General features: G+C 71.9%; 10 protein-coding genes. 7 read left to right on the plus strand and 3 right to left on the minus strand.

Annotation, left to right across the window (positions count from 1 at the left end; translation table 11 throughout):
• The first annotated feature begins 31 nt into the window (after nucleotides 1-31).
• Both ACZ7EG_RS03845 and ACZ7EG_RS03850 read left to right on the plus strand, forming a co-directional pair.
• Nucleotides 32-1,819, plus strand: a complete 1,788-nt coding sequence (locus ACZ7EG_RS03845) for a PucR family transcriptional regulator (protein ID WP_471071776.1) — start codon at nucleotides 32-34, stop codon at nucleotides 1,817-1,819.
• A 188-nt stretch (nucleotides 1,820-2,007) separates the two neighbouring features.
• Complete coding sequence (locus ACZ7EG_RS03850; protein WP_471071779.1) at nucleotides 2,008-2,796, plus strand: phosphatase; 789 nt, start codon at nucleotides 2,008-2,010, stop codon at nucleotides 2,794-2,796.
• On the opposite strand, the gene ACZ7EG_RS03855 is transcribed toward ACZ7EG_RS03850, so the two are convergent.
• The 3 genes from ACZ7EG_RS03855 to ACZ7EG_RS03865 all read right to left on the minus strand — a co-directional run bounded on the left by ACZ7EG_RS03855 (nucleotide 2,789) and on the right by ACZ7EG_RS03865 (nucleotide 5,748).
• Nucleotides 2,789-3,670: an acyl-CoA thioesterase gene (locus tag ACZ7EG_RS03855; RefSeq protein WP_471071782.1), complete on the minus strand. Its 882-nt coding sequence runs from the start codon at nucleotides 3,668-3,670 to the stop codon at nucleotides 2,789-2,791. The two genes, ACZ7EG_RS03850 and ACZ7EG_RS03855, sit on opposite strands and share 8 nt — an antisense overlap.
• A gap of 35 nt (nucleotides 3,671-3,705) precedes the next feature.
• A complete protein-coding gene (locus ACZ7EG_RS03860) occupies nucleotides 3,706-4,863 on the minus strand; it encodes an acyl-CoA dehydrogenase family protein (RefSeq protein ID WP_184558413.1) in 1,158 nt (385 codons plus the stop codon).
• 273 nt (nucleotides 4,864-5,136) lie between these two features.
• Nucleotides 5,137-5,748 carry an SACE_7040 family transcriptional regulator gene (locus tag ACZ7EG_RS03865; protein WP_471071786.1) on the minus strand — a complete coding sequence of 204 codons (612 nt, stop codon included), beginning with the start codon at nucleotides 5,746-5,748 and terminating at the stop codon, nucleotides 5,137-5,139.
• 87 nt (nucleotides 5,749-5,835) lie between these two features.
• Here ACZ7EG_RS03865 and ACZ7EG_RS03870 point away from each other — a divergent pair, with 87 nt between their 5' ends.
• The 5 genes from ACZ7EG_RS03870 to ACZ7EG_RS03890 all read left to right on the plus strand — a co-directional run bounded on the left by ACZ7EG_RS03870 (nucleotide 5,836) and on the right by ACZ7EG_RS03890 (nucleotide 12,864).
• A complete protein-coding gene (locus tag ACZ7EG_RS03870; RefSeq protein ID WP_471071789.1) occupies nucleotides 5,836-7,452 on the plus strand; it encodes a carboxyl transferase domain-containing protein in 1,617 nt (538 codons plus the stop codon).
• Nucleotides 7,453-7,466: 14 nt separating this feature from the next.
• Nucleotides 7,467-9,383, plus strand: coding sequence for an acetyl/propionyl/methylcrotonyl-CoA carboxylase subunit alpha (locus ACZ7EG_RS03875; protein ID WP_471071792.1), 1,917 nt, complete (start codon nucleotides 7,467-7,469; stop codon nucleotides 9,381-9,383).
• On the plus strand, nucleotides 9,380-10,330 hold the full coding sequence (locus tag ACZ7EG_RS03880; RefSeq protein WP_471071795.1) for a hydroxymethylglutaryl-CoA lyase: 951 nt from the start codon (nucleotides 9,380-9,382) through the stop codon (nucleotides 10,328-10,330). Before ACZ7EG_RS03875 ends, ACZ7EG_RS03880 begins: the two co-directional genes overlap by 4 nt.
• 5 nt (nucleotides 10,331-10,335) lie before the next feature.
• A complete protein-coding gene (locus ACZ7EG_RS03885; protein WP_471071798.1) occupies nucleotides 10,336-11,496 on the plus strand; it encodes an acyl-CoA dehydrogenase family protein in 1,161 nt (386 codons plus the stop codon).
• A 324-nt stretch (nucleotides 11,497-11,820) separates the two neighbouring features.
• Complete coding sequence (locus tag ACZ7EG_RS03890) at nucleotides 11,821-12,864, plus strand: ABC transporter substrate-binding protein (protein WP_471071801.1); 1,044 nt, start codon at nucleotides 11,821-11,823, stop codon at nucleotides 12,862-12,864.
• The last annotated feature ends 58 nt before the right edge of the window (nucleotides 12,865-12,922 follow it).

The following is a 12,922-nucleotide window of genomic DNA, read 5'->3' on the forward strand; positions in this document are numbered from 1 at the left end:
GAGCCGGTGCTGGATGGAGGGAACGCACACCATGCCGGAGCCGGCGGTTCCGCCCACCCCACCCGTCCCGCTGACCGCGCTGCTGGCCCGCGAGGACCTGGGCCTGCGGCAGCTCGCGGGGCCGCCCGCCGAGGGTGTCGTCCTCCACTGGGTGCACACCTCGGAGATGGCGGACCCGTTCCCCTATCTGCTGGGCGGCGAGCTGCTGCTCAGCGCCGGCGTGCACATCCCGGGCGCCGCGGACTCGCGGAGTTCCTACTTCGACGACTACGTCTCCCGGATCGTGGCGGCGGGCGGCGCGGCCCTCGGATTCGGGGTGGCGCCGGTGCACGACACCGTGCCGGAGGCACTGGTCGCGGCCTGTGCCTCGCACGGCCTGCCGCTGCTGGAGGTGCCGCCCCGGACCACCTTCTCGGGCATCGCCCGCGCGGTCTGGCAGCTCATGGCCCAGGCCCGCCTGGCGGAACTGCGCCGCGTGACCGAAGCCCAGCAGAGCCTCGCCGCCGCCGCGTCCCGACCCGACCCGGTCCCCTCGGTGCTCCGGCAACTCGCGGGGCGACTGAGCGGCTGGGCCGTGCTGTACGGCCCGGAGGGCACGGAGATCGCGTCGGCGGGACGGAAGCCCGGAGACGAGGTACGGGCGGCACTGACGCGGCTGACGGCGGTGGTACGGCCGGCCGGGTCGACGCCGACAGCGAGTGCGGCACCGCAGACCGGCCCCACCTCACCCACTGGCGGGCCGGTACGGCCGGCCGAGCGAGGCGCCCCGGCAGAGTCCGGCCGTCCCGCCACGGCAACGCCCCCCGACCCCGGCCGTCCCGCCCCCGACCCCGGCCGTCCCGCCCCCGCTTCCGCCACCGACACCGGCCGTCCCGCCACAGCAGCGCCCGCCTACTCCGGCCGTCCCGCCCCAGCTTCCCCCACCGACCCCGGCCGTCCCGCCACAGCAGCGCCCCCCGACCCCGGCCGTCCCGCCACAGCAGCGCCCCCCGACCCCGGCCGTCCCGCCCCCGCTTCCGCCACCGACACCGCCGCCGGCCTCCACCTCGCCGCGTACGCCCTCGGCGCCGGGCACGGCTTCGTACTCGGGGTGGCCGCCCCCCGGCGTGCCTCCGGCGACCACACCGTCGCCTCCGTGGGGGCCGTCCTGCTGTCGTTGCTCACCGGCGAGCAGCAGAGCGGCACCGGGGCCGCCCGTTCCTCGGCGCTGGTGCGGCTGCTGCTGGGCGCGCCGCCCGAGGAGGTCGCGGCGCTGCTGGGCGACGGGCCGTGGCTCGTAGTGCACGCCCGGCCGGACGGGGACGGCACCCCGGACCCCGTCGCGGCCTCCGCACTGGGCGCCGCACTCGGGTCCGCGCTGGTCGACCCGGCGGGCGACACCGTACGCGTCCTGGTCCCGGCCGGGCGGACACCGGCCCCGCTGCCCGGCTGGACCCTGGGCGTCAGCGCCGCCGTCACCCCGCACGACTGGCCCGCCGCCGACACGCAGGCCGCCCGCGCCCTGGCCCGGGCCCGCGCCACCCGCTCCCCGCTGCTGCGGCACAGCGCGCGCCCCGCCCTCGCCGACCTGGTCCCGACCGGGGAGGCGGCGGCCCATGCCCGCGCCGTGCTCGCCCCCGTCACGGCCCACCCCGCGCTCACCGAGACTCTGCGCACCTGGTTGTCCCTGCACGGCAGTTGGGACCGCACGGCCGTCGCCCTGTCCGTGCACCGCAACACCGTGCGGCAGCGCGTCGCCCGCTGCGCGGCCCTGCTGGAGACGGACCTCGACGACCCGGACGTACGGATGGAACTCTGGTTCGCGCTGCGGCACGTCTGAGTGGCTGCGACACGTGTGAGTGGCTACAACACGTCTGAGTCGCTGCGGCACATCTGAGTGGCTACGGCACATCTGAACGGCTACAGCACGTCTGAGTAGGTGAGCGGGGTCCCGCTGAGTACGTGACGCACATCCCAGCGCTCGATACGCCAGGGACGGCCCCCGTCGGCTGCCTCACAATGGATGCCATGCCGATATCCGGGACACCCAGCCGCGCCGAACTCGTCGAACACCTCGTCAGGACGCGCATCGCGGGCGACGTCGCCACCCCCCGCGAGAACAACCTCTCCCACTACCGCAAGCTGGCGAACAGCGACCGCCACTACTGGCTCGGGCTGGAACTCGGCGACCGCTGGAACGACGAGCAGGACGTCCTCGCGGTGATGGCGGAGCGGGTCGGCGTGAACGACGACCCCGAATACCGGTACGGCCAGGACACCATCGACCCGGAGCTGACCGTCGACGGTCTGGAGCGGATGGCCGGGCGGCTGCGCAAGGCGGCGGACGGCCAGCAGCGCGTCCTCTTCGCCACCGGCCACCCCGGCGGCCTCCTCGACGTGCACCGCGCGACCGCGTCGGCGCTGCGCGCGGCCGGCTGCGAGATCGTCGTCATCCCGGACGGGCTGACGACCGAGGAGGGCTACGTCATGCAGTTCGCGGACGTGGCGGTCCTGGAGCACGGCGCCACCCTGTGGCACACCCACTCGGGCGAGCCGATGAAGGCGATCCTGACGGCCCTGGAGCGCGCGGGCCGCCCGCTGCCCGACCTGGTCGTCGCCGACCACGGCTGGGCCGGCTACGCGGGTCAGCACGGCGTGGACTCCGTCGGCTACGCCGACTGCAACGACCCGGCCCTCTTCATCGCCGAGGCCGAGGGCACCGTGCAGGTGACGGTCCCCCTGGACGACCACGTGGTCAGCCCCCGCCACTACGACCCGATGACGGCGTACCTGCTCGCCGAGGCGGGCCTCAGCTAGTGCCCCGCTCGCGCGGGACGCGGACCACGCCCTCCTGGATCACCGTGATGGCCAGCCGCCCGTCCTGCGTGTAGATCCGTGCCTGTCCCAGTCCCCGGCCGCCGTACGCGGACGGGGACTCCTGGTCGTACAGCAGCCACTCGTCGGCGCGGAAGGGCCGGTGGAACCACATCGCGTGGTCCAGCGAGGCCCCGACGACATCCCCGACGGCCCAGCCACCGCGCCCGTGCGCGAGCAGCACGGAGTCGAGCAAGGTCATGTCGGAGACGTAGGTGGCGAGGACGACGTGCAGCAGGGGATCGTCCGCGAGCTTGCCGTTGGTGCGGAACCACACCTGCGAGTGCGGCTCGCGCGGCTCGCCGAACCGGCCGTACGGCGGCTCGTCGACGTACCGGAGATCGACCGCGGCCCGGGCCTCGAGGAACTTCTCCACCACGACGGGATCGAGATGCCCGTACCCGCGCAGCCGCTCCTCGCCGGTCGGGAGGGTCACGGGATCGGGCGAGGCGGGCATCTGCTCCTGGTGATCGAGCCCGTCCTCGTGCACCTGGAACGATGCCGACAGATGGAAGATCGGCTTGCCGTGCTGGACGGCGACCACCCGGCGGGTGGTGAAGGAGCGGCCGTCGCGGATCCGGTCGACCGTGTAGACGATGGGCGCGCCCGGGTCGCCGGGGCGCAGGAAATACGCGTGCAGCGAGTGCGCGGGCCGGTCCTCGGGGACCGTGCGCCCGGCGGCGACGAGCGCCTGGGCCGCGACCTGCCCGCCGAAGACCCGGGGGACGACGGCGGACCGGGACCGGCCCCGGAAGATGTCCTCCTCGATCTGCTCGAGGTCGAGCAGATCGAGGAGGCCCTGAAGTGCATTGCTCATGGCAACTGTTGTACCGGCCAAGGACTACGGCCGGTTTACAGACCCATGTCCTTCGCGATGATCGACTTCATGATCTCGCTGGTGCCGCCGTAGATGCGGTTGACACGGTTGTCCGCGTACAGGCGGGCGATGGGGTACTCGTTCATGAAGCCGTAGCCGCCGTGCAGCTGGAGGCAGCGGTCGATGACGCGGTGGGCGACCTCGGTGCAGAACAGCTTGGCGGAGGCGGCCTCGGCGGGGGTGAGCTCACCGGCGTCCAGGGCCTCGGTCGCGCGGTCGGCGACGGCCTCGGCGGCGTCCACCTCGGCCTGGCAGGCGGCCAGCTCGAACTTGGTGTTCTGGAAGGACGCGACCGTCTTGCCGAAGACGGTGCGGTCCTGGACGTACTGCTTGGCGAACCGCACGGCGGCCTTGGCCTGGGCGTAGGCGCCGAAGGCGATGCCCCAGCGCTCGGAGGCCAGGTTGTGGCCGAGGTAGTAGAAGCCCTTGTTCTCCTCGCCGAGGAGGTCCTCGACGGGGACCTTGACGTCGACGAACGCCAGCTCGGCGGTGTCGGAGGTCTTCAGGCCGAGCTTGTCGAGCTTGCGGCCGACGGAGTAGCCCTCGGACTTGGTGTCCACGGCGAAGAGGGAGATGCCGTGGCGGCGGTCCTCGGCGGTCGGGGCGGAGGTGCGGGCGCAGACGATCATGCGGTCGGCGTGGACGCCGCCGGTGATGAAGGTCTTGGCGCCGTTGAGGACGTAGTGGGTGCCGTCCTCGCTCAGCTTGGCGGTGGACTTCATGCCCGCGAGGTCGGAACCGGTGCCCGGCTCCGTCATCGCGATGGCCCACATCTCCTCGCCGCTGACGAACTTCGGGAGGAAGCGCTTCTTCTGCTCGTCGGTGGCGAGCATCTTGATGTAGGGCAGGGCGAGCAGCACGTGCACGCCGGAGCCGCCGAACGCGACGCCCGCGCGAGCGGTCTCCTCGTACAGCACGGCCTCGAACTTGTGGCTGTCCAGGCCCGCGCCGCCGAACTCCTCGGGCACGTTGATGCCGAAGATGCCCAGCTCACCGAGCTTGTAGTAGAAGTCGCGGGGCGCCTGGCCCGCCGCGAACCACTCGTCGTACACGGGTACGACCTCGGCCTCGATGAAGGCGCGAAGGGTCTCCCGGAACGCCTCGTGATCCTCGTTGAACACCGTACGGCGCACGCCGCCACCTCCAGGACTCCGCATGTCTAAGCGCTTGCTCAGCCTAAGATACCGGCGAGTATCGAGACGCGTCCAGGGTGGGGGCGGGGCGGGGGGCGTAACGCTCGTCACGCTGACGGGCCATCCCGGGCGGCGAGCCGGTGGCGGCATCCGAGAGGTGAGGAAACCCGAGAGGTCAGGACGAAGGAGCCGTCGCCGGCACGAGGAACACCTGCCACGGCGAGTACGCACGATCCGGACAGCTCCACCCGTACCCGGACGTGCCGGGCACCGTCAGCCGGTAGGGGTACCCGCCGCCGCGAACGCCCCCCGTGCCATCCGGTGCAGCAGCTCCGCCATGGCCCCCCGCCCGGGCAACGATCCCGCTCGTCCCAGGTGCGGCGTCGAGTTCAGCAGTCCGAACACCGAGTGCACGGCCGACCGGGCCGCGGGCTCCCCGAGCCCCGGGTACACCTCCCGCACCACCCCCACCCACAACTCCACGTACTGCCGCTGGAGCTGGCGCACCATCTTCCGGTCGGTGTCCCGGAGGCGGTCCAGCTCCCGGTCGTGCAGGGTGATGAGGGGCCGGTCGTCGAGCGCGAAGTCGATATGCCCCTCGATCAGCGAGTCGAGGACCACCTCCGCCCTCGCACCCCCGTCCGCCGCCGCGTCCGCCAGTCGCCGCTTCGCCCCCGTCAGCAACTGCCCGCTGATCCCCACCAGCAGCTCCGCGAGCATCGCGTCCTTGCCCGCGAAGTGCCGGTAGAGCCCGGGCCCGCTGATCCCGACCGCGGCCCCTATCTCGTCGACTCCGACCCCGTGGAAGCCCCGCTCGGCGAACAGCCGCGCGGCCTCCTTGAGGATCTGCTCACGGCGGGTGGGGGCGTCGGTTCTGGTGGCCATGAAATCAATTCTAGACAGGGAGGTTAGCGGTCGTTAACCTGAAGGAAATGCGTTAACGCTCATTAACAAGGTGAGGGGACCCGCAGGATGCACGAGGCACCGGAGCTCACGAGCGCGGCAGACCCCGCGTCGGAGGCCTTTCGGGCCAACGAGGAGGCGCACCACGCCCTCGTCGAGGAGCTGCGCACCAAGCTCGCCGCGGCCGCACAGGGCGGCGGCGAGAAGGCCCGCGCGCGTCACACCGCGCGCGGCAAGCTGCTCCCCCGCGACCGCGTGGACACGCTCCTCGACCCGGGCTCGCCGTTCCTGGAGCTGGCCCCGCTCGCGGCCGACGGGATGTACGAGGGCCAGGCCCCGGCCGCCGGCGTCATCGCCGGAATCGGCAGGGTCAGCGGCCGCGAGACGGTGGTCATCGCCAACGACGCGACGGTCAAGGGCGGCACCTACTACCCGATGACCGTGAAGAAGCACCTCCGCGCCCAGGAGGTCGCCCTCGACAACCGCCTCCCCTGTGTCTACCTGGTGGACTCCGGCGGCGCCTTCCTCCCCATGCAGGACGAGGTCTTCCCCGACCGGGACCACTTCGGCCGCATCTTCTACAACCAGGCCCGCATGTCCGGCGCCGGCATCCCCCAGATCGCCGCCGTCCTCGGCTCCTGCACGGCCGGCGGGGCGTACGTCCCGGCGATGAGCGACGAGGCGGTGATCGTCCGCAACCAGGGCACGATCTTCCTGGGCGGCCCGCCCCTGGTGAAGGCGGCCACCGGCGAGGTCGTCACGGCGGAGGAGCTGGGCGGCGGCGAGGTCCACTCCCGCGTCTCGGGCGTCACGGACCACCTCGCGGAGAACGACGCGCACGCCCTGCGCATCGTCCGCACCATCGTCTCCACCCTCCCCGCGCGCGGGACGCTCCCCTGGGAGGTCACTCAGGCGACGGAACCCAAGGTCGACCCGCACGGCCTCTACGGCGCGGTCCCGGTCGACTCCCGCACCCCCTACGACGTGCGCGAGATCATCGCCCGGGTCGTCGACGGCTCCCGCTTCGCCGAGTTCAAGTCCGAGTTCGGGCAGACCCTGGTCACCGGCTTCGCCCGGATCCACGGCCACCCGGTGGGCATCGTCGCCAACAACGGCATCCTGTTCTCCGAGTCCGCCCAGAAGGGCGCCCACTTCATCGAGCTGTGCGACCAGCGCGGCATCCCGCTGGTGTTCCTGCAGAACATCTCGGGCTTCATGGTCGGCAAGGACTACGAGGCCGGCGGCATCGCCAAACACGGCGCCAAGATGGTCACGGCCGTGGCCTGCACGCGCGTCCCGAAGCTGACGGTCGTGGTCGGCGGCTCGTACGGCGCGGGCAACTACTCCATGTGCGGCAGGGCCTACTCCCCCCGCTTTCTGTGGATGTGGCCGAACGCCAAGATCTCGGTCATGGGCGGCGAGCAGGCCGCCTCGGTCCTCGCCACGGTCAAGCGTGACCAGCTTCAGGCCCGCGGCGAGACCTGGCCCGCGGAGGACGAGGACGCCTTCAAGGCGCCCATCCGCGCCCAGTACGAGCGGCAGGGCAACGCCTACTACGCGACGGCCCGCCTCTGGGACGACGGTGTCATCGACCCGCTGGACACCCGTCAGGTTCTGGGCCTGGCCCTGACCGCCTGCGCCAACGCGCCCCTGGGTGACCCCCAGTTCGGCGTCTTCCGGATGTGAGGGGACGGACGACGATGTTCGAGACAGTGCTGGTGGCCAACCGGGGCGAGATCGCCGTACGCGTCATCCGGACGCTGCGGTCGATGGGCGTGCGCTCGGTGGCGGTCTTCTCCGACGCGGACGCCGACGCCCGGCACGTCCGTGAGGCGGACACGGCGGTGCGGATCGGCCCGGCCCCGGCTTCCGAGAGCTACCTGTCGGTGGAGCGCCTGCTGGAGGCCGCGGCCCGCACGGGCGCGCAGGCCGTCCACCCGGGCTACGGCTTCCTCGCCGAGAACGCCGCCTTCGCGCGCGCCTGCGCCGAGGCCGGCCTGGTCTTCATCGGCCCTCCGGCGGACGCGATCGCGCTCATGGGCGACAAGATCCGCGCCAAGGAGACGGTCCAGGAGGCCGGGGTGCCGGTGGTGCCCGGCGGCCGGGACCCGGAGCTGGCCGAGGCGGCCCGCGCGCTGGGCGCGCCGGTGCTGCTCAAGCCGAGCGCGGGCGGCGGCGGCAAGGGCATGCGCCTGGTGCGGGACCTGACCCGGCTGGAGGACGAGATCGCGTCGGCCCGCCGCGAGGCCCGTGCCTCCTTCGGCGACGACACGCTCCTCGTCGAGCGCTGGATCGACCGTCCCCGGCACATCGAGATCCAGGTCCTGGCCGACGGCCACGGGAACGTGGTCCACCTCGGGGAGCGCGAGTGCTCCCTCCAGCGCCGCCACCAGAAGATCATCGAGGAGGCGCCGAGCGTGCTCCTCGACGAGGAGACGCGCTCCGCGATGGGCGAGGCGGCGGTCCAGGCGGCCCGCTCCTGCGGCTACCGGGGCGCGGGCACGGTGGAGTTCATCGTCCCGGGCACCGATCCGTCGTCGTACTACTTCATGGAGATGAACACCCGCCTCCAGGTGGAGCACCCGGTCACGGAGCTGATCACCGGCCTGGACCTGGTCGAGTGGCAGCTGCGGGTCGCGGCCGGGGAGCCCCTCGGCTTCACCCAGCAGGACGTACGGCTGACCGGTCACGCGGTGGAGGCCCGCATCTGCGCCGAAGACCCGGCCCGCGGCTTCCTCCCCTCCGGCGGCGCGGTGCTCAGGCTGCGCGAGCCCCAGGGCGACGGCGTCCGCACCGACTCGGGCCTCACCGAGGGCACGGAGGTCGGCAGCCTCTACGACCCGATGCTCTCCAAGGTCGTCGCGTACGGCCCCGACCGCGCGACCGCCCTGCGCAAGCTCCGCGCGGCCCTGGCCGGGACGGTCACGCTCGGCGTGCAGACGAACGCCGGGTTCCTGCGCCGTCTGCTCGCCCACCCGGCGGTGGTCTCCGGCGACATGGACACCGGCCTGGTCGAGCGCGAGGTGGAGGGCCTGGTCCCCACGGACGTGCCGGAGGAGGTGTACGAGGCGGCGGCGGCCGTACGCCTGGAGGCCATGAAGCCCGAGCCGGGCGGCTGGACGGACCCCTTCTCGGTCCCCAGCGGCTGGCGCCTGGGCGGCGTACCGAAGCCGCCGGCCTTCCCCTTGCGGGTGCAGGAGCCCCTGGAGTACACCCCGCGCGGCACGGCCACGGTCACCGCCGACCGGGTCTTTGTCACGCTGGACGGCGTCCGCCACACCTTCCACCGCGCCGCCGACTGGCTCGGCCGCGACGGCGACTCCTGGCACGTACGCGACCACGACCCGGTCGCCGCGTCCCTCACCCGTGCCGCCCACGCGGGCGCCGACTCGCTGACCGCCCCGATGCCCGGCACGGTGACGGTGGTGAAGGTCGCGGTCGGCGACGAGGTGAGCGCCGGTCAGAGCCTGCTGGTGGTGGAGGCGATGAAGATGGAGCACGTCATCTCCGCGCCGCACGCCGGAAAGGTCACCGAACTGGACGTGGCACCCGGCACCACGGTCGCCATGGACCAGGTGCTGGCGGTCATCGCACCGCACGAGGAGGCGGCGGAATGACAGTCCCAGGACTTCCGATGGTCGTCCCGAGCAGTGACCTGCCCACCCGGGTCCGCATCCACGAGGTCGGCGCCCGGGACGGCCTGCAGAACGAGAAGGCGACGGTCCCCACGGAGGTCAAGGCGCGGTTCATCCACCGCCTGGCCGACGCCGGCCTGACGACGATCGAGGCGACGAGCTTCGTCCACCCGAAGTGGGTCCCCCAACTGGCGGACGCGGAGCAGCTGTTCCCGATGATCGCCGACCTGCCCGTCGCGCTCCCGGTCCTGGTCCCGAACGAACGCGGCCTGGACCGCGCGCTGACGCTGGGCGCCCGCCGGGTGGCCGTGTTCGCCAGCGCCACGGAGTCCTTCGCCAAGGCCAACCTCAACCGCACGGTGGACGAGGCGCTGGCGATGTTCGAGCCGGTGGTGGCCCGCGCGAAGGCCGATTCGGTCCACGTCCGCGGCTACCTCTCCATGTGCTTCGGCGACCCCTGGGAGGGCGAGGTCCCGATCCCCCAGGTGGTGAAGGTCTGCCGGGCCCTGCTGGACATGGGCTGCGACGAGCTGAGCCTGGGCGACACGATCGGCGTGGCGACCCCCGGTCACGTCGTCGCGCTCCTCGCGGCCCTGGACGAGGCGGGCGTCCCGCCAACCGCCCTCGGCGTCCACTTCCACGACACCTACGGCCAGGCCCTCGCCAACACCCTCGCGGCGCTCCAGCAGGGCGTCACGACGATCGACGCCTCCGCGGGCGGCCTGGGCGGCTGCCCGTACGCGAAGTCGGCCACGGGCAACCTCGCCACCGAAGACCTCGTGTGGATGCTGCGGGGCCTCGGCATCGACACCGGAATCGACCTCGGCCGTCTCGTCGCCGCGAGCGCGTGGATGGCCGCCCACCTGGGCCGACCCAGCCCGTCCCGCACCGTCCGAGCCCTGTCCCACGAGGACACCGAGGAGCACTGATCACCATGGACTACCGTCTCTCCCCCGAGCTGGAGGAACTCCGCCGCACGGTCGAGGAGTTCGCGCACGAGGTGGTGGCGCCGAAGATCGGCGACTTCTACGAGCGGCACGAGTTCCCGTACGAGATCGTCCGCGAGATGGGCCGCATGGGCCTGTTCGGCCTGCCGTTCCCCGAGGAGTACGGCGGCATGGGCGGCGACTACCTGGCCCTCGGCGTGGCCCTGGAGGAACTGGCCCGGGTCGACTCCTCGGTGGCGATCACCCTGGAGGCCGGCGTCTCGCTGGGCGCGATGCCGATCCACCTCTACGGCACCGAGGCCCAGAAGCGCGAGTGGCTCCCCCGCCTCTGCTCGGGCGAAGTGCTGGGCGCCTTCGGCCTGACGGAGCCGGACGGCGGCAGCGACGCGGGCGCGACCCGCACGACGGCACGCCTGGACGAGTCGACGAACGAGTGGGTCATCAACGGCACGAAGTGCTTCATCACCAACTCGGGCACGGACATCACGGGCCTGGTGACGGTCACGGCGGTCACGGGCCGCAAGCCCGACGGCAGGCCGCAGATCTCCTCGATCATCGTCCCGTCCGGCACGCCCGGCTTCACGGTCGCGGCCCCCTACTCCAAGGTCGGCTGGAACGCCTCGGACACCCGCGAGCTGTCCTTCACGGACGTCCGCGTCCCGGCGGCGAACCTCCTGGGCGAGGAGGGCCGCGGTTACGCCCAGTTCCTGCGCATCCTCGACGAGGGCCGCATCGCGATCGCGGCCCTGGCGACGGGGCTGGCACAGGGCTGCGTGGACGAATCGGTCAAGTACGCCAAGGAGCGCCACGCGTTCGGCAGGCCGATCGCCGCGAACCAGGCCATCCAGTTCAAGATCGCGGACATGGAGATGAAGGCCCACACGTCCCGCCTGGCCTGGCGCGACGCGGCGGCCCGCCTGGTGTCCGGCGATCCCTTCAAGAAGGAAGCGGCCCTGGCGAAGCTCCACTCGTCGACGGTGGCGGTGGACAACGCCCGCGAGGCCACCCAGATCCACGGCGGCTACGGCTTCATGAACGAGTACCCGGTGGCCCGCATGTGGCGCGACTCCAAGATCCTGGAGATCGGCGAGGGCACGAGCGAGGTCCAGCGCATGCTGATCGCGCGGGAGTTGGGGCTGGTGGGCTAAGAGGCCGACCGCTGCAGGAACGCCGGATCACCGGGCTCCGCAGGACATCCCCCGCCCCCCGATCCGCCGAAGCACGACCACATGACTTGAGGGCGCCCTCCGTACGGATCTCATGGAGGGCGCCCTCAGGCGTCTGCCGAGCCTTCCACACCACCTCGTGACTCGGATCACCGCACCCTCGGGCATCCCCGCCCTCACTCCCGGGCACACACCCCCCGACCCCCTGGACAAGATCTCAGGTTAGGCTAACCTAAGGTTGATCTCAGCCAAGCGGGTGTCGGCCATGCCCGCCGTGGTTCCGTACGCACGAAAGCAGACCCAGTCATGTCGAACGCCAGAACCGCCCGTTACTCCCGCCGCGGCCTGCTCGCCGCCGGTGGTGCTCTCGGGCTCGGCGCCCTCGTGACCGCGTGTGGCAGCGAAGACTCCAAGGGCGGCGGCTCGGACTCCAAGGGCGCCGCCAAGTCCGGCCCCTGGTCCTTCAAGGACGACCGCGGCAAGACCGTGAACCTGGACCAGGTCCCCACGAAAATCGTCGCGTTCACCGGCGTCGCCGCCGCCCTGTACGACTACGGCATCGAGGTCAAGGGCGTCTTCGGCCCGACGAAGACCAAGGACGGCAAGGCCGACGTCCAGGCCGGCGACATGGACGTCAGCAAGCTGACCGTCTTCGGCAACCAGTTCGACCAGTTCAACGTCGAGCAGTACGCGGCCTTCCAGCCCGAGGTGCTCATCACCACCACCTTCGACGACGCCGGCACCCTCTGGTACGTCCCGGAGGCCTCCAAGGACAAGATCGCCAAGCTCGCCCCGAGCGTGGCCGTATCGGTCTTCGACCGTCAGATGCCGAAGCCGCTGCAGCGCATGGCCGAGCTCGCCGAGTCGCTCGGCGCCGACCTGAAGGACGCGAAGGTCGTCGAGGCGAAGAAGCGCTTCGAGGCCGCCTCCGAGCGACTGCGCAAGGCCGCCAAGTCCCGCCCCGAGATCAAGGTGCTGGCCGGTTCCGCCTCGGACGCCATCTTCTACGTCTCCGGCTCCAACTTCTCCATCGACCTGGAGTACTTCAAGGCCCTCGGCGTGAACCTCGTCGAGCCCCCGAAGAAGGCCATGGAGGCCAACGGCGGCTGGTTCGAGAACCTCAGCTGGGAGAACGTCGACAAGTACCCGGCCGACATCATCATGATGGACGACCGCGCCTCGACCATCCAGCCGGCCGACATCACCGAGGCCACCTGGAAGAAGCTGCCCGCCGTCAAGGCCGGTCAGGTCATCGCGCGTTCGCCCGAGCCGATCCTGTCGTACGACAAGTGCACGCCCCTGGTGGAGAACCTCGCCAAGGCGATCGAGAGCGCGAAGAAGGTCGCCTGACGCCCCATCCGTGGGGGCGCTCCGGGGATGTGACGGGTGCGGGCCCTCGTGGCCGGTC

This window comes from Streptomyces sp. NPDC037100, from assembly GCF_055606225.1.